The organism is Streptomyces sp. NPDC059875 (assembly GCF_042731085.1).
Taxonomy (GTDB): Bacteria; Actinomycetota; Actinomycetes; order Streptomycetales; family Streptomycetaceae; genus Streptomyces.
Window position 1 is genome coordinate 447,691 of sequence record NZ_JBHWJZ010000001.1, and the last position, 16,032, is coordinate 463,722.

At 71.8% G+C, this 16,032-nt stretch carries 14 protein-coding genes and 1 riboswitch; of the genes, 1 reads left to right on the forward strand and 13 read right to left on the reverse strand.

Annotated elements, in window-relative coordinates:
• Window positions 1–95: 95 nt before the first annotated feature.
• Window positions 96–1,067: a peptidoglycan DD-metalloendopeptidase family protein gene (locus ACFV9D_RS01790; protein ID WP_385139298.1), complete on the reverse strand. Its 972-nt coding sequence runs from the start codon at window positions 1,065–1,067 to the stop codon at window positions 96–98.
• A 4-nt stretch (window positions 1,068–1,071) separates the two neighbouring features.
• Window positions 1,072–1,260, reverse strand: a riboswitch (cyclic di-AMP (ydaO/yuaA leader).
• A 349-nt stretch (window positions 1,261–1,609) separates the two neighbouring features.
• Here ACFV9D_RS01790 and ACFV9D_RS01795 point away from each other — a divergent pair.
• Window positions 1,610–2,422, forward strand: a complete 813-nt coding sequence (locus ACFV9D_RS01795; protein ID WP_385139301.1) for a tyrosine-protein phosphatase — start codon at window positions 1,610–1,612, stop codon at window positions 2,420–2,422.
• Between the two features lie 15 nt (window positions 2,423–2,437).
• Here the strand turns inward: ACFV9D_RS01795 and ACFV9D_RS01800 are convergent, their stop codons facing one another.
• The 12 genes from ACFV9D_RS01800 to ACFV9D_RS01855 form a co-directional block, all read right to left on the reverse strand.
• Window positions 2,438–2,593, reverse strand: coding sequence for a DUF6126 family protein (locus ACFV9D_RS01800; protein WP_385139305.1), 156 nt, complete (start codon window positions 2,591–2,593; stop codon window positions 2,438–2,440).
• 21 nt (window positions 2,594–2,614) lie between these two features.
• Window positions 2,615–3,268 (reverse strand): helix-turn-helix domain-containing protein, encoded by a 654-nt coding sequence (locus tag ACFV9D_RS01805; RefSeq protein ID WP_385139308.1) that lies wholly within the window; start codon window positions 3,266–3,268, stop codon window positions 2,615–2,617.
• Window positions 3,269–3,343: 75 nt separating this feature from the next.
• Window positions 3,344–4,729 carry an aspartate aminotransferase family protein gene (locus ACFV9D_RS01810; protein ID WP_385139311.1) on the reverse strand — a complete coding sequence of 462 codons (1,386 nt, stop codon included), beginning with the start codon at window positions 4,727–4,729 and terminating at the stop codon, window positions 3,344–3,346.
• A complete protein-coding gene (gene dxs / locus ACFV9D_RS01815; RefSeq protein ID WP_385139313.1) occupies window positions 4,726–6,606 on the reverse strand; it encodes a 1-deoxy-D-xylulose-5-phosphate synthase in 1,881 nt (626 codons plus the stop codon). The genes ACFV9D_RS01810 and dxs overlap by 4 nt, the downstream gene beginning before the upstream one ends.
• Window positions 6,607–6,694: 88 nt before the next feature.
• On the reverse strand, window positions 6,695–7,717 hold the full coding sequence (hpnH, locus tag ACFV9D_RS01820) for an adenosyl-hopene transferase HpnH (RefSeq protein ID WP_385139316.1): 1,023 nt from the start codon (window positions 7,715–7,717) through the stop codon (window positions 6,695–6,697).
• A gap of 7 nt (window positions 7,718–7,724) precedes the next feature.
• Window positions 7,725–8,381: a 1-hydroxy-2-methyl-2-butenyl 4-diphosphate reductase gene (locus ACFV9D_RS01825; protein WP_385139319.1), complete on the reverse strand. Its 657-nt coding sequence runs from the start codon at window positions 8,379–8,381 to the stop codon at window positions 7,725–7,727.
• Window positions 8,381–10,366 carry a squalene--hopene cyclase gene (gene shc / locus ACFV9D_RS01830; RefSeq protein ID WP_385139322.1) on the reverse strand — a complete coding sequence of 662 codons (1,986 nt, stop codon included), beginning with the start codon at window positions 10,364–10,366 and terminating at the stop codon, window positions 8,381–8,383. Before shc ends, ACFV9D_RS01825 begins: the two co-directional genes overlap by 1 nt.
• Before the next feature lie 107 nt (window positions 10,367–10,473).
• A complete protein-coding gene (locus tag ACFV9D_RS01835; RefSeq protein WP_385139325.1) occupies window positions 10,474–11,574 on the reverse strand; it encodes a polyprenyl synthetase family protein in 1,101 nt (366 codons plus the stop codon).
• On the reverse strand, window positions 11,571–12,923 hold the full coding sequence (gene hpnE, locus ACFV9D_RS01840) for a hydroxysqualene dehydroxylase HpnE (protein WP_385139430.1): 1,353 nt from the start codon (window positions 12,921–12,923) through the stop codon (window positions 11,571–11,573). The genes ACFV9D_RS01835 and hpnE overlap by 4 nt, the downstream gene beginning before the upstream one ends.
• A 211-nt stretch (window positions 12,924–13,134) precedes the next feature.
• On the reverse strand, window positions 13,135–14,085 hold the full coding sequence (gene hpnD, locus ACFV9D_RS01845; protein ID WP_385139328.1) for a presqualene diphosphate synthase HpnD: 951 nt from the start codon (window positions 14,083–14,085) through the stop codon (window positions 13,135–13,137).
• Window positions 14,082–14,999, reverse strand: coding sequence for a squalene synthase HpnC (hpnC, locus tag ACFV9D_RS01850; protein ID WP_385139331.1), 918 nt, complete (start codon window positions 14,997–14,999; stop codon window positions 14,082–14,084). Before hpnC ends, hpnD begins: the two co-directional genes overlap by 4 nt.
• A gap of 316 nt (window positions 15,000–15,315) precedes the next feature.
• On the reverse strand, window positions 15,316–15,969 hold the full coding sequence (locus tag ACFV9D_RS01855; RefSeq protein ID WP_385139334.1) for a TetR/AcrR family transcriptional regulator: 654 nt from the start codon (window positions 15,967–15,969) through the stop codon (window positions 15,316–15,318).
• Window positions 15,970–16,032: the final 63 nt, after the last annotated feature.

The following is a 16,032-nucleotide window of genomic DNA, read 5'->3' on the forward strand; positions in this document are numbered from 1 at the left end:
ACGCCACCGGTCAAGATTCCGCCAAGCCGGAATACGACGGAACCCGAAGGGGCCCGGCACACAGGTGCCGGGCCCCTTCGGGTGCTGGGTGTACGTCAGATGGAGACGCCGTGCGAGCGCAGGTAGGCCAGCGGGTCGACGTCCGAGCCGTAGCTCGGTCCGGTGCGGATCTCGAAGTGCAGGTGCGGACCGGTGGAGTTGCCGGTCGAGCCGGAGAGACCGATCTCCTGGCCGCCCGCGACGGTCTGCCCGGCGGAGACGCCCAGGGAGGAGAGGTGGGCGTACTGCGAGAACGTGCCGTCGGCGTGCTGGATGACGACCTCGTTGCCGTACGAGCCGCTGTTGCCCGCGGAGTAGACGGTGCCCGCGCCGACGGCCTTGACCGAGGTACCCGAGGAGGCGATGAAGTCGACACCGGTGTGGTAGCCGGAGGACCACATCGCGCCGGACGCGCGGTACGGGGTGGAGACGCCACCGCTGACCGGGGCGACCCAACCGGAGGACGAGGCCTGCGCGGGGGCGGACTGCGCGGGCTGGGAAGCCGGCGTGGACTCCGGAGTGCTGCGGTCGCTGCTGCGCGAGCTGCGCGACTCGGCGGAATCCGCGGAGGACTTCTCCGCCTTGGGCGCGGCCTTCGGAGCGGCCTTGGGGGCCTTGGCCTTGGGCGCTGCGGCCTTGGCCGTCGACTTGGCGCCGAGGGTGAGCTTCATGCCGGGGTGGATCAGCGAGGGGTTCTCGCCGACGACCTGGCGGTTGTCCTCGTAGAGCTTCTTCCAGCCGCCGGCCAGGTGGTGCTCAGCGGCGATCTTGGACAGGTAGTCGCCGGGGACGACGGAGTACGTCTTCACCTTCGCTGCGGGAGCGGCGGCCGGGGCGGTGGACGGAGCCGCGGCGACGGCGGCGACGGCCTGCTCGGGCGTCACGGTCGGGGCGCCCTTGTCGGCGGCGTGGGCTCCGGTCGCACCGAGGAGCGGCAGGGCGACGACGGCACCACCGGTGCCGGCGGCGACGAATCCGCGCGTGATCGGGTTGACCTTGGGACGGCGGTGCTTACCCTTCGCGGGCATGGCGAATTCCTCTCCGTCGCCTGCGAGGTGAGCTGTCGGGTTCGGACTGGAGATGTCCGGCCGCGTTCTCACGCGACTTCACCCCGAGCCGTCCGGATCGACCGGTTCGGCGTACTTACCTGGGTCCCCCGCTCCTGCCATACGTGGGTGGGTGCGGATTCCGGACGGTGGCAGGATTCGGCGGTCCGACCGGATTGACGGTGACGCTAGACGAGCGGGGTCGGCGCGAACAAGCCACCGTTTTCCGCACGCATTCCCGGGCTTGATATTCGCAACGAATTCCGGTCACCCTCCGTGGATGACGGAACCTCGATTTCCTTTTCCGGTACGGGGATTGCGCAAGACGATCAGGCACGGTCCGTCACCTTTATGACGCTGCTCACGCGCCGAAGCCCATCTCCCCTGCAACCAGGGCGCGTTATATCGAAGGGCTCAATTCGGACAGAACACCCATTCCCTGACCCGGGGGTGCACGAGAACGGCCGCACCCGGGATGATTGCCCCAGGAACCGATCTCGATCCGTCAACCCTCAGGAGCACTCGTGACGCAGCAGCTGCCGCAGGTCCCGTCGACCGAACCCGAGCTCACCGGGGTGCGCAACTTCCGGGACGTGGGCGGCCTGCCGACCGTGGACGGCGGATCGGTGCGGTTCGGACGCCTCTTCCGCAGCGGCCACCTCGCGCATGCCACCGAGGAGGACGCGGCCTTCCTGGCCACCCTCGAGCTGCACACGATCTTCGACTTCCGCAACCACGCGGACCGGAAGGTCGAGGGGCTGGACGTCGAACTTCCCGGCGTACGGAACGTGAACATACCGCTCAACGACCCGGCCGACGGCAAGGAATTCTGGAAGCTGGTCAGCACCGGTGAACTGGAGCAGCTCCGCGCCGCCCTCGGCGACGGCAAGGCGGCCGACCGAATGTCCGATTCGTACCGGAAGATGATTGTCGAGCGGACCGCGGAGCACAGCCGCATCCTGTACGCGATGGCCGAGGACAGCGTCCCCGCGCTGATGCACTGCGCGGCCGGAAAGGACCGGGCGGGGCTGGCCATCGCCATCTCGCTGCTCGCGGTGGGGGTCGAGCGCGAGGCGATCGAGGCCGACTACGTGAAGTCGAACGACCCGCACCGCCGGTACAAGGTACGCCGCAGCTCCACCTCCGCGGACGCCATGTCGCCCGAGGTGATGGAGCTGCTCAGCCCGCTCTTCGACGCGCGCCTGGAGTATCTGCGGGCCGCGTTCGAGACGATCGAGCAGACCTGGGGCACGGTCGAGAGCTACCTCTCGGACGGCCTGAAGCTCAGCCCGGAGACCCGGGCGCGGCTGCGCGAACGGCTCGTCGTCGAGGCGTGAGCACGCACCCGCCCGCTACTGGTTCTGCCCACCGAGCATGAACAGCAGATAGAGGAACCCGGCGAAGAGGTGCCCGGCCACCAGATAGGCGAAGAGCCGGAGCACCAGCCCCTTGGGGAACTTGCCCTCTCCACGTTCCTCACCGGTGATCGGCGCGGACTTCTCGGACATATCGGCCCCTTTCCGAAGGGCTCAGCGGAGATGCGGGGCTCCGTCGCCGAGGCACAGCTCGGCGGCGGGGCTCTGCATCAGCGTGTGGACGAAGAGGAGCTCGGCCCCGCCGCGGCCGGCGGCCCCGATGCGGTGCGGGGTGAGCGAGTCGAAGTGCGCGCTGTCCCCCGGGTCGAGCACGTGCACGGCGTCGCCGAGCGCGAGGCGCACCTGCCCCTCGAGGACGTGCAGCCACTCCTCCCCGGGATGGACGCGCACGATGTCGGCCCGGGTGGCGTACGGCACGTGGACCCGGAGCGCCTGCAGGGCGCGGCCGGGCCCACCGGCCTGGCGGTAGGTCCAGCCGTCGGCCTCGACGGGCTCGGACCGGCCGGCCCGGACGATCGGATCACGCTCGGGCGGAACCTCGCCGAGGAGCTCGGAGACCGTCGTACCGTAGATACGGGCCAGGGCGAGCAGCATGGGCAGCGAGGGCTGTCGGCGGCCCGTCTCGAGCCGGGAGAGGTGCGCCGGGGAGAGACTCGCCCGCTGGGCGGCGGCCTCCAGGGTCAGCCCGCGACGCCGGCGCAGGCCGCGCAGCTGCGGGGCGACGTCCGGCAGGACGTCCTGGGTGGCAGGGGCCGGTACGTCCGGTGCGGCAGGATCCGGGGACTGCTCCCCGGGGAGGTGCTCCATGCCTCCATTCCGCCAGGATCTTTCCTCTGAGGCAAATTTCTTGCCCCAGAGGCAAAAGCCGCGTCGCCCGCGTTCTCAGCGCTGCGCCACCGCCTGCTTGACCAGCGTTTTCCCGAAGTCCCACATCAGTCCGCCACCGCCATGGGCGTCGTCCATCACTGCCGTGAACGCCGTCACGAACCGGTCCACGTCCTCCTCGTCGATGACCAGCGGCGGAATCAGCTTGATCACCTCCAGGTGGTCCCCCGACACCTGGGTGAGGATCCGGTGCCGCTGGAGCAGCGGGACGACGACCATCTGGGCGAAGAGCCCCTTGCGGGCGGCCTGCAGCATCGTCCACCGGCTGCGCAGCCCGAGCGAGGACGGCCGCCCGAACTCGATCCCGATCATCAGCCCGCGCCCGCGGATCTCCTTCAGCAGCTCGTAGCGCGGGACGAGCTCCTTCAGGCGCGCGGCCAGCAGCCCGCCGACCCGGCGCACGTGCGCCACCGTCCCCTCGCTCTCCATGACCGAGAGCACCGCGAGCCCGGCGGCCATGGCCTGCGCGTTCGAACCGAAGCTGGCCGAGTGGACCAGGACCCGGTCCATGGACGAGTAGACCTTCTTGAAGATCCAGTCCTTCCCGAGCGTCGCGCCGACCGGGACATAGCCGCCGGAGAGCGCCTTGGCGACGCAGACCAGATCCGGTTCGACCCCGTCCTCGTGCTGGTACGCGTAGAAGTCACCGGTCCTGCCGAGCCCCGTCTGCACCTCGTCGGCGATCAGCAGCGCCCCGCGCGCGTGCAGCAGCTCCTGGGCGGCGCGCAGGAAGCCGGGCGGGGCCTCGTGCACCCCCTTGCCCTGGATCGGCTCGACGACGAACGCGGCCACGTCGCCCTTGCGCAGCTCGCGCTCCAGGGCGTCCAGGTCGCCCAGCTCGATCGCGGTGTCGGGCAGCAGCGGGGCGAAGCCGTCCCGGAAGCCGCCCTCCCCGTTGACCGAGAGGGAACCGGTGGTCAGGCCGTGGAAGGCGTGGGTGCAGTACAGGACCCTCGGCTTCCCGGTGGCGTACCGGGCGAACTTCAGCGCGGTCTCCACCGCCTCCGTACCGCTGTTGCCGAAGAAGACCCGGTCGAGGTGCGGGCTGTGGGCCAGCAGCTTCTCGGCGAGCAGCCCGGGCAGGGGCTGGCAGTCGAAGCGGGTGAGGTCGGCGAGCGAGGCGTCCAGGACGTCGTGGAGGGCCTTGCGGACGACGGGGTGGTGCCGGCCGAGGCCCATGACGCCGAAGCCGGCCAGCATGTCCAGGTAGTCGCCGCCGTCGGCGTCCCAGAAGTGGGCGCCCTCCGCCCGCTCGTAGACCTTGTCGAAGCCGATGGTGTGCAGCATGCGCGGGAGCTGGTGGTTCAGATACCGGGTGTGCAGCTCGTAGCGCTCGGCGCCGCGTTCGGCGAGCAGCGCCGCGAGGTCGAACTCCTTGGTCATCGCCCCTTCTTCCGGGTCAGTGCCGCGCTGATGTCTCCGGCGATCTCCACCGGGGTGAGGCCCAGGTCGGCGAGCACCTCGCCGCGCTTCGCGTGGGCGAGGAACTGCTCGGGGATCCCGTACGTCCGCAGGGGTACGTCGACCCCCGCGTCGCGCAGGGCCTGGCCGACGGCCGCGCCGACGCCTCCCGTGCGGCTGTTGTCCTCGACGACGGCGACGAGGCGGTGCCGCTCGGCGAGCGGGGCGAGTGCCTCGTCGACGGGCTTGACCCAGCGCGGGTCGACGACGGTGCACCGGATGCCGCGCCCGGCCAGCAGGTCGGCGGCCTGGAGGCAGACGTCGGCCATGACGCCGACGGCCACCAGCAGCACCTCCGCCTCCGGCTCCGGGCGGAGCAGTACGTCCATGGCGCCGATCCGTCCGACGGCCGGCACCGGGGCGCCGACGGTCTCCTTGGGGAACCGCAGCACGGTGGGGGCGTCGTCGACCTCGACGGCCTCGCGCAGCTGGGCCCGCAGCTGCTCGGCGTCGCGCGGGGCGGCGATCCGCAGGCCGGGGACGACCTGGAGGATCGACATGTCCCACATGCCGTTGTGGGAAGCGCCGTCGGTGCCGGTGACGCCGGCCCGGTCCAGGACGAAGGTGACACCGCACTTGTGCAGGGCCACGTCCATGAGCAGCTGGTCGAAGGCGCGGTTGAGGAAGGTCGCGTAGACGGCGACGACCGGGTGGAGTCCGCCGGCCGCGAGTCCCGCGGCCGAGACGGCGGCGTGCTGCTCGGCGATGCCGACGTCCCAGACCCGGTCCGGGAAGCGCTCGGCGAACTTCGTGAGGCCGACGGGGTGGAGCATGGCGGCGGTGATCGCGACGACGTCCGGCCGCTCGGCCCCGATCTCGGCGATCGCGTCGCCGAAGACGGAGGTCCAGGACGGGCCGCCGGACGGGGCCAGCGGCTCGCAGGTGAGCGGGTCCATCGCGCCCACGGCATGGAAACGGTCGGCGTCGTCCTCCAGCGCCGGGCCGTAGCCCCGGCCCTTCTCGGTGAGGCAGTGGACGAGCACCGGGCCGCCGAAGCGCTTGGCCCGCGTCAGGGCGGACTCCACGGCCGTGATGTCGTGCCCGTCGATCGGACCGACGTACTTCAGCCCCAGGTCCTCGAAGAGGCCCTGGGGCGCGAACGCGTCCTTGAACCCCTTCTTGGCGCCGTGCAGCGACCCGTACAGCGGCTGCCCGACGACGGGGGTGCGCTGGAGGACGTCCTTGCCCCAGGCGAGGAAGCGCTCGTAGCCGTCGGTGGTCCGCAGGGTCGCCAGATGGTCGGCGAGGCCGCCGATCGTCGGGGCGTAGGAGCGCTCGTTGTCGTTGACGACGATCACCAGCGGGCGGTCCTTGGCGGCGGCGATGTTGTTCAGCGCCTCCCAGGCCATGCCGCCCGTGAGGGCTCCGTCGCCGATCACGGCGACGACGTGGTCGTCCTTCTTCAGGACCTCGTTGGCCTTGGCCAGGCCGTCGGCCCAGCCCAGGACGGTGGAGGCGTGCGAGTTCTCGATGACGTCGTGCTCCGACTCCTCACGGGAGGGGTAGCCGGAGAGCCCGCCCTTGCTGCGCAGCTTGGAGAAGTCCTGGCGGCCGGTGAGGAGTTTGTGGACGTAGCTCTGGTGCCCGGTGTCCCAGAGGATGCGGTCGGCGGGCGAGTCGAAGACCCGGTGCAGGGCGAGGGTCAGCTCGACCACGCCGAGGTTGGGACCCAGATGACCGCCGGTCCTGGCGACCGCGTGGATCAGGAACTCTCTGATCTCCTCGGCCAGTTCGTCGAGCTCCGCTTCGCTCAGCGGCCGGAGGTCGCGCGGCCCCCGGATGTTCTCCAGAATCGTCATGCTCGGCCCCCTTCGGCCCGTCGACCCGGCGTTGGCGTCCCGCTGCACGCTCGGGGAGTCCCGGACAGGGCTCCCCGAGCGCCTCTTCTCACCCCCGGTTGCCGGAGACGGTCTCGCGGGCCGCCCGCAGGGACTCCTTGAGCGAGCCCATGGTGGCGAGGACGGCGGTCGGCTCGTATCCGCAGTGCGCCATGCAGTTGGCGCAGCGCGGGTCCTTGCCGCGGCCGTACTTGTCCCAGTCGGTCTCCTCGATCAGCTCCCGGTACGTGGGGACGTAGCCGTCGCTCATCAGGTAGCAGGGACGCTGCCAGCCGAAGAGCGAGTAGTTCGGGATCGCCCACGCGGTGCAGGGGAAGTCGGCCTTGCCCTCCAGGAAGTCCAGGAAGAGCGGCGAGTGGTTCAGCCGCCACCGGGCGCGGTTGCCGCCGGCGAAGGCCTTCTTGAACAGCTCCCGGGTCTGCTCGACGCCGAGGAAGTGCTCCTGGTCGGGGGCCTTCTCGTAGGCGTACGCGGGCGAGATCATCATCTCGTCGACCTGGAGGTCGTCGTTGAGGTAGTTGAGCACCTCGATGATGGTCTGCGGGGTGTCGGTGTTGAAGAAGGTCGAGTTGGTGGTGACCCGGAAGCCGTGCCGCTTGGCCTCCTTGATCGCCGCCACCGCCTCGTCGAACACGCCCTCCTTGGCGACGGATTCGTCGTGCCGCTCGCGCAGCCCGTCGATGTGGACCGCGAAGGCGAAGTACGGGGAGGGGGTGAACTTCTCCAGCTTCTTGCGCATCAGCAGCGCGTTGGTGCACAGGAAGACGTACTTCTTCTTCGCCACCAACTGGCGGACGATCTCGTCGATCTGAGGATGCATCAGGGGTTCGCCCCCGGCGATGGAGACCATCGGCGCCCCGGACTCCAGGACCGCGCCGACGGCCTGCGCGACCGGCATCCGCTGCTTGAGCACACCCGCCGGGTGCTGGATCTTTCCGCAGCCCTCGCACTTGAGGTTGCAGGCGAACAGCGGCTCCAGCTCGACGATCAGCGGGAACTTGTCCCGCTTGCGGAGCTTCTGTTCGATGAGATAGGTCCCGACCCGGATGGACTGACGGAGCGGCATGGCCATAACTCGCTCACCTCCTGGGGAGCAGCAAAGAACGGTGCCATTCGAAGAATGCGGGAAGGACGGCACGAAGAACACGGAAAGCCGATATTCCACCGCGTACCGTGCTGATCCGGACCAGTTCATGTTCTGGAGCGTCCACGACCACCCGTACGGCCGCAACCGGACGGGGACCGGCGTCCAGTGCCGTACGGAGCGTGGCAGCGGACTCCATGTCCACCGCGATGGCCCCCGTGGCCCGCAGCTCGGCCCGCTCGTGGCCGCGCACGACGTGGCCTGAGCCGGTCAGCGGGCCGGTGTGGACGGTCCGGCCGGGCACGGCCCGGGTGAGGGCCTTCACGAGCAGGTCGGTCCCGGTGCAGGGTGTGGGGCCGTGGGGGCCCCGGGTCTCGTCGGCGACGATCAGGTCCCCGGGGTGCATCCCGGGCTCGAGTCCGGCGCAGAAGCCCGAGGCGATGACGACGGCGTCCCGCCAGGGCTCCTGACCGAGCGCCCGGGCCACGGCCCGGCGGGCGCGGTCCGGGCCCATGCCCGTGCGGACCACGGTGTACGGACCGGACGCGCCGGCCCGCTCACCGCTGCGCAGGGCGAGCTGCTCGATGCCGAGCGCGCAGGCGATCAGCAGCGGCGGCGCGCCGCCGGACGAGGGCCCCGGCTCCTCGCCCATCACACCTCCCTGGAGACGGCCGGTTCGCCGTTCACATAGCGCCCGAGCGCCGTGAGCGGGAACACCTGCCGGTAGAGGTGGTAGTTGATGGAGAAGTCCCAGGGGAACCCGGTGCCGGTGAAGTACGGCTCGTCCCAGGAGCCGTCCGGGCCTTGCGTCTCGGCGAGCCAGGCGACACCCCGCTCCACCGCCTTGGACTCGCGCCCGCCGGCGGCGAGCAGCGCCAGCAGCGCCCAGGCGGTCTGCGAGGCGGTCGAGGCGCCGTGCCCGATCCAGGACCGCTCCTTGTACGAGCGCAGGTCCTCGCCCCAGCCGCCGTCCTCGTTCTGTACGGACTCCAGCCAGGCGACCGCGCGGCGGATCGCGGGGTGGGAAGGGGGCAGCCCGGCCGCGGTGAGCGCGGGGACCACCGAGCCGGTCCCGTACACGTAGTTGACCCCCCAGCGGCCGAACCAGGCGCCGTTCGGCTCCTGTTCGGCGAGCAGCCACTCGATTCCCCTGCGCGTACGGGGGTGGTGGGCCTTGCCCTCGTAGGCCAGCATCTCCACCACATGGGCGGTGACGTCGGCCGACGGCGGGTCGATGACCTCGCCGAAGTCGCAGAACGGCAGCCGGTTGGGGAAGGCGCTGGTGTTGTCCGCGTCGAAGGCGGCCCAGGCCCCGTTCTTCGACTGCATCCCGAGACTCCAGCGGGCACCGCGCGCGATGGCCGCCTCGACCCGGGAGGGGTCGGGGTGCTTCACCCGGCGCAGGGCGAGGACGACCTCAGCGGTGTCGTCGATGTCCGGGTAGTTGTCGTTGTGGAACTCGAACGCCCAGCCGCCCGGGGGCAGTCCGGGCCTGCGGACGGCCCAGTCGCCGGGCCTCACGATCTCCTCGCCGAGCATCCAGTCGGCGGCCTTGACCAGCGCCGGGTGGTCGGCCGGCAGGCCGGCGTCGGCGAGGGCGATGGTGGCCAGGCAGGTGTCCCAGACGGGCGACTGACAGGCCTCGATCATGCGCGAACCGTCCTCGCGCCGGACGGCGAAGCGGTCGAGCGACTCGAGCCCGGCCCGCATGACCGGGTGCTCCAGGTCGTAGCCGAGCAGGTGCAGGGCGATCACCGAGTACACGGCCGGCGGCTGGATGCCGCCCCAGCAGCCGTCGTTCTCCTGGCGTTCGACGATCCAGCGGGCGGCGACGTTCATGGCCGCCTTGCGCAGTCGGCGCGGGGCGACCTTGTGGTAGAGGTGCAGCGCCTTGTCGAGCCGCTGGAAGGCGCCGTCCCAACTGGCCACGGGCGCAGGCGGCTTCACGGGATTCGGCCGGGACGGATCGGTGTGCAGCTCGTCCAGCGGGAAGGGCGCGGGCCGCACCGGTCGCTTCGCGGAGACCACGGTGAGCGGCACGATGGTCTGCCGGGCCCAGCAGCCGAAGTCGTAGATGTTGAGCGGGAACCACTTCGGCAGGAAGATCAGCTCGGGCGGCAGCTCGGGCAGGTCGTCCCACTTCCACCAGCCGAACAGGGCGAGCCAGATCCTGGTGAAGACGCGGGCGGCGGCGATGCCGCCCCGGTCCCGGATCCAGGCGGCGGCGCGGGCCATGTGCGGGTCCTCGGGCAGGTCCCCGGCGAGGCGCAGCGCCACGTAGGCCTCGATCGTGGTGGACAGCTCGCCGGGTCCGCCGTAGAAGGTGGCCCAGGTGCCGTCCTCGCGCTGCTCGCCCCGGATGAAGAGGGCGGCCGCGCGCGTGGTGTCCGCGTCCTGGATGCCGAGGAACTGGCGCAGCAGGAGGTCCTCGGCGTCCATGGTGACGTTGGTCTCCAGGTCGCCCTTCCACCAGCCTTCGGCGTCCTGGCGGCCGAGCAGATGCTCGACGGAACGTGCCGCGGCCCGGGCGGCGACCTCGTCGAGGCCGACCGCCGCGGACGCGGTTTCAGTGGTGTCGCTGGCCGCGGCCGCCCGGGGTCCCACGGCCCCGGCGCTTCCGTCGGTCGTCGCTGTCATGGCTTCCCCTTCGTGCAGTCGAATACTTCTGCTTCCTCGGGTCTGCCGTCGGCCGATGCCTGGTGGCACCGGCCGGCGACTGCGCACTCATATCAGGGTGATGGTGATCATCTCTTCCGTACGACGACGAAGTCGGCCAGCGCGATGAGCTGCGCCCTGACCCGCTCGGGCATGTCCACCTCGTGCAGGGCCTGGACCGCGATGGTGTGCTGACGGCGGGCCTCCTGGGAGGTCCACTCGCGGCCGCCGGCCTCCTCGATGAGGGCCGCACGGGTGGCGAACTCCTCCTCGGAGAAGGAGTCGAAGTCGCTGCTCTTGGCGTCGGCGGCGAGCAGTTCGCCGAGCTTCTCGGAGGCCGGGCCGCCGGCCGCCAGGGCGGCGACGACGGGCAGGGACTTCTTGCGCTGGCGCAGGTCGCTCCAGGTCTGCTTGCCGGTGGCCTCGGGGTCGCCCCAGATGCCGAGCAGGTCGTCGACGGCCTGGAAGGCGAGGCCGAGGTGGTAGCCGTACTCCTCCAGCTTGTCCGCCGTGCGGTCGTCGGCGCCGCCGAGGACCGCACCGATGGAGACGGCGCAGGCGAGCAGGGCGCCGGTCTTGTTGCCCTCCATCTCCAGGCACTCCTCGACGGTGACCCGCTCGCGGTGCTCGTAGGAGATGTCCTGCGCCTGCCCGTCGATCAGCTTGCGACTGGCGGTGGTCAGCCGGCGGGTGGCGCGACCGGCCTCCACGGTGCCGAGTTCGAGCAGGATCTCGTTGGCGAGGGCGAACAGCGCGTCGCCGACGAGGATCGCCTGGGCGGGGCCGTGCACCTTCCAGACGGTGTCGCGGTGGCGGCGCTGCTCGTCGCCGTCCATCAGGTCGTCGTGCAGCAGCGAGAAGTTGTGCACGAGCTCGACGGCGACCGCGCCGGGGATGCCCACCTCCGGGGCGGCTCCGGCGGCCTCGGCGGAGATCAGCGCGAGCGCGGGACGCACGGCCTTCCCGCTGTCGGCGTCCGTGGGGTTGCCCTGGGCGTCGATCCACCCGAAGTGGTAGGCGGCCACGGTGTCCATGGGCGGTGCGAGCCGGTCGACGGCCGCCCGCAGGACGGGGGTGGACAGGGTCCGCCCACGCTCCAGCAGGGCGGTCACGTCCGCGGTGTCGACGGCCGGATTCACCGGGGGCACAGTCGGCACGGTTTCTCCTCTTGTTCCAGTACTCACACTCATACCGCCTCCTGCAGCGGATGTTCATGGCGGCGGCCGAGGGCGGAGAGCGCGGCGCCCGCGGCGCTGAGGCCGCTGCGCACGGCACCCTCCATGGTCGCGGGCCAGCCGGTGGCGGTCCACGCGCCGGCCAGGTACAGGCCGGGGGCGTGGGTGCGGGCGCCGGGGCGGAGCCGGCCGACGCCCGGTGTGGGGGCGAACGTCGCCGTACGCTCCCGGGTGACGAAGAAGTCTCGGATCCCGGCGCCGCGGGCCGCGGGCAGCAGCCGCTCCAGCTCCGGGACGTAGCGCTCGCGGAGCACGGAGACCGGCGTGTCGATCTCGTCCTGCGCGGCGGACTGGGAGACGGCCAGGTACTGGCCGCCGCCCTTGAGGCCGGAGGAGTCGGTGCGGTCGAAGACCCACTGCACCGGGGAGCCGAGCGCGGTGAAGAACGGCTGCCTGAGCACCTTGCGGTCGTAGACGACGTGCACGTTGAGGATGGGCGCGGTCCCGATGTCGAGCAGCCGGTCGGGGTCGTCGAGGGCGCCCTCGGGCAGCAGTTCGCGGGTCTCGCGCTGCGGCACCGCGAGCACGACGGTGTCCGCCTCGATGGTCTCCCCCGGTACGTCGACGCTCCACCGGCCGTCGTCGGTACGGGAGATCCGCTCGGCCTTGGTCCGCAGCTCGGTACGTACGCCGAGGGAGTCGAGGGCCTTGCGGGCCAGGGTGTCGTGGAGGTCGCCGAGGGGCACGTGCGCCCAGCCGATGTCCGCGGCGCCCGGCTCGGAGAGGAGGCCGGTCTTGAAGACCATCGCGGCCAGGCCCATGGAGGCGTGCGGCGCGGTGGCGTTGAGGGTGGCGACGCCGACCAGGTCCCACAGGGCCTCGACGGCCCGCGGGGACTGGCCGTGGCGGCCGAGCCAGGTGGCGAAGTCGATGCCGTCGAGGGCCGGGTCGGCGGGGTCGAGGCCCTTGAGCGCGAGCGCGGCGCGGCCGACGCTCGCGCGCTCGACGAGGGAGAGGTGCGGATAGGTGGCCAGGCTCCTGGCGAGGTGCAGCGGTACGGGCAGGGCGGTGCGGCGCAGTCGTCCGAGGCGGGGGCCGCGGGGGTGGGCGACGTCGAGGACGGGCACGTCGAGCCGGTCCTGGAGCGGCGCGAGGTGGGCGCCCTCGACGCGGTCGAGGAACCAGCGGTAGGCGGTGCAGCAGCGCAGATAGACGTGCTGCCCGTTGTCGACGGTGAGCTCGCCGCGCCGGAAGGAGAACGCGAGACCGCCGAGCCGGGGCCGGCCTTCGAGCAGCGTCACACGGAGCCCTGAGTCGGCGAGCTGCAGCGCGGCGGTGATCCCGGCGAGCCCCCCGCCGATCACGACGGCGTGCGGCTGCCCGCCAGGAGGCCCGGCGTCGGCGGGCTCGCGCCGGGCACGCCCGGACCCGGTGCCGCCTCCGGTGGCGGGTTCCGCAGGGGCGCCGTCCCGGCCCGTTTCGCGCTCGCTCACGCCGCCTCCCCTCGGGTCGTCGCAGTCAGGGACGCCGCCGTGCGGCGCGAGGTTGCCCGGTGCCGGGCCGTGTACCGCCGCATCACGCACGCCTCCTGATGGTCCGTCGGGAGATATGGCGGGCGTCGAGGCCGGAGAGGCCGCGCACGGCGACGTACGCCTTCTCCCGGCCGGGAAGCGAGACGCGGCCGCGCAGCACGGCCTCGGGGTCGCGTTCGATCCGGTCGAGCAGGCGGCGGTAGATCCCGGCCATGGCGGCGACGCAGGCGCCGCTGCGCCGGTCGAGCATGGGGAGCAGCCGGTAGCCCTCGGCGAACAGGGCGCGGGCGCGACGGACCTCGAAGTGCACGAGGCCGGTGAAGTCGGCCCCGTCGGGCGGGGTCTCCTGCGCGAAGCCGTCGCCGCAGCCGAACTTGGCGAGGTCGTCGGCGGGCAGGTATGTGCGCCCGTTCCCGGCGTCCTCGCGGACGTCCCGGAGGATGTTGGTGAGCTGGAGGGCGAGCCCGAGGGTGTCGGCGTACTCGGGGGCGCGCTCGACTCCCTGCGCGCCCGGCTGGGTGCCGAACACCCCGAGGGAGAGCCGTCCGATGGCGCCCGCGACGCACCGGCAGTAGACCTTGAGGTCGTCCCAGGTCTCGTACGTCTCGCCGCGCACGTCCATCAGGACCCCGTCGATGAGCTCGTCGAGGCCGCCGAGCGGGATCGGGAAGCGGCGCGAGGCGTCGGCGAGCGCCACGGCGACGGGGTCGGTGTCGTCGTCGTCCACCTCGTTCCGCCGGATCCGCTCGAGAAGCGCGCGGGTGGATTCGAGGCGGTCCCGCTTCGCCTCGGGCGCGAGAGTGCCGTCGCCGATGTCGTCGACCCGCCGCGAGAACGCGTACAGCGCCGACATGGCCTGCCGCTTCTCCGTCGGCAGCAGTCGGATGCCGTAGGCGAAGTTCCGTGCCTGCTGTCCGGTGACGGCCTCGCAGTAGCTGTACGCGGCCTGCACCGGCGCGGACGCCTCCGTCTGTCCCTCCACGGTCCGGCTCACCCCTCTCTCCGCGCTCTCAGCAGGACGGCTCCCGCTTCGCGCATCAGACTCGGCTTGGTGGGCTTGGGCGGCTTCGGCAGGACGTCGAACCCGCCTCCGGCGGCGGCGATCGCGTCGAGCGCGGCCAGGCCGCCGGCGGTGAAGCCGGCGAGCAGCAGCCGCAGCCTGCCGTGGACGCTGCCCACCAGCGGGGTGCCGTCGTTCAGCAGCTCGCGGGCGCGCTGCGCCTCGAAGGCGATGAGCGCACGGACGGACGCGCCCGCGGTGGGCCGGGCGAGGTCCTCCTCGGTGACATGGAAGGCCTTCATGTCCTCGGCGGGCAGGTAGATCCGGTCACGGCCGAGGTCCTCGGCGACGTCCTGGAGGTGCTCGACGATCTGCAGCGCGGTGCAGATCGCGTCGGAGCGGCGGATGCGCTCGGGGGTGGCGGTCCCGGTGATCCCGAGGACGAGCCGGCCGACGGGGTTCGCGGAGAGTTCGCAGTACGCCAGGAGGTCGTCGTACGTCTCGTAGCGGCGCACCAGCTGGTCCTGGCGGTTGGCCGCGATCAGGCCGAGGAACGGTTCGGGGGTGAGCCCGCACCGCCGCACGGTCGGCTGAAGGGCCCGCAGCAGGGGGTGGCGCGGGTCGGATTCGAAGACCCGCGTCAGGTCGGCCTCGAAGGCGTCCAGCATCGCGAGCCGGTCCTCGGCGCGCTCCGGGGCGACGCCGAGGTGGCGGGCGTCCGCTCCGCCGGGTGCGAGATCGCCGTCGCCGATGTCGTCGACGAGCCGGGCGTAGCCGTAGACGGCCATGAGGTCGTCGCGCCAGGCGCGCGGCAGGAAGAAGGGGGCCACGGGGAAGTTCTCGTCCGCGGCCTTGTCGAGCGTGGTGCGCGAGGAGGCATCGGGGCGCACCTGCCGGGTTCCCGTCACTGGGGGCTGCCCGACGCGGGGACGGCGACACCCTCGTGGAGCTGGAGATTTTGCGTCATGGCCGTCACATCTCCTGTTCTACACTGCCGATCCAATCCATCCTATTTCGGACACGCCACCGGGCCTCCCCAGAGGGCTCACCGCCTGACGGCCGGGATTGCCTAGGGGGTATCGCCCCACTTGCCACGAATCAGCACCGGTACAGCTTACGTTGTACAACGCCCGCCGCCTCGTCGGGGTGCGCGCCGCATTGCGAAAACATCACCGGGCGCGCCAACCTTCCCGCGCGGCACGGCAGTTCACGGATCCGTGACGTTCAGTCGGCCCGGGCGCCGGAGACGACCATGGCGAGCGTGGACTCGACGACGTCCGCGCGGCGCCGCTCGGGAAGACGGCGCAGCGGGCCGTCGAGCAGCAGAAGTGACAGTCCGTGCACGGCCGACCACGCGGCGGCCTCGGCTGCCGGGCGGGCCTGGCGCGGGATGCGGCCGACCCGGGTCAGGGCGCGCAGCGCGTCCGTGAGCAGCGTGAACGCCCGGATCTCCGGTTCGGGCTCAGCGGGACGCCCGGTCGGCGTCCACTCCTCGCCGCAGGCCGGGCGAGGGGTGCAGAACGCCGCCCGGTAGAGGCCGGGCTGTTCCAGGGCGAAGCCGACGTAGCCACGGCCGAGTGCGGCGAGCCGCAGCTCCGCGGCGACGGTGGCGTCGTCGGCCCCGGGGGCCCGGTCGGCGGCGCGCTCCATGGAGTCCGCGAGCGCGCGCTGGGCGTGGATCTTGACGGCTCTGAGCAGCTCGCCACGGCCGTCGAAGTGCCGGTAGGCGGCGGTGGGCGAGACGCCGACCCGGCGGGCCGCCTCGCGCAGGACGACGCGGTCGGGACCGCCTTCGGTGGCCAGGTCGACGGCGGCGCAGATCAGCGCGTTGCGCAGATCGCCGTGGTGGTAGGACTTTCCCCCCGAGATCGCTGCCATGCGCTCATCCTGCCCGATGTTGACCGCATGAACATTCCAGGCGGGGGGCGCGACGCGCCGCCG

Bases quoted from the DNA above. Each gene is read 5' to 3' on its own strand.
- ACFV9D_RS01810 (WP_385139311.1), bottom strand. From the start codon at position 4,729: ATGACCAAGGAGTTCGACCTCGCGGCGCTGCTCGCCGAACGCGGCGCC.
- ACFV9D_RS01825 (WP_385139319.1), bottom strand. From the start codon at position 8,381: ATGGGCGAGGAGCCGGGGCCCTCGTCCGGCGGCGCGCCGCCGCTGCTG.
- ACFV9D_RS01855 (WP_385139334.1), bottom strand. From the start codon at position 15,969: ATGGCAGCGATCTCGGGGGGAAAGTCCTACCACCACGGCGATCTGCGC.
- dxs (WP_385139313.1), bottom strand. From the start codon at position 6,606: ATGACGATTCTGGAGAACATCCGGGGGCCGCGCGACCTCCGGCCGCTG.
- ACFV9D_RS01835 (WP_385139325.1), bottom strand. From the start codon at position 11,574: ATGAGTGTGAGTACTGGAACAAGAGGAGAAACCGTGCCGACTGTGCCC.
- hpnH (WP_385139316.1), bottom strand. From the start codon at position 7,717: ATGGCCATGCCGCTCCGTCAGTCCATCCGGGTCGGGACCTATCTCATC.
- ACFV9D_RS01800 (WP_385139305.1), bottom strand. From the start codon at position 2,593: ATGTCCGAGAAGTCCGCGCCGATCACCGGTGAGGAACGTGGAGAGGGC.
- ACFV9D_RS01805 (WP_385139308.1), bottom strand. From the start codon at position 3,268: ATGGAGCACCTCCCCGGGGAGCAGTCCCCGGATCCTGCCGCACCGGAC.
- ACFV9D_RS01790 (WP_385139298.1), bottom strand. From the start codon at position 1,067: ATGCCCGCGAAGGGTAAGCACCGCCGTCCCAAGGTCAACCCGATCACG.
- shc (WP_385139322.1), bottom strand. From the start codon at position 10,366: ATGACAGCGACGACCGACGGAAGCGCCGGGGCCGTGGGACCCCGGGCG.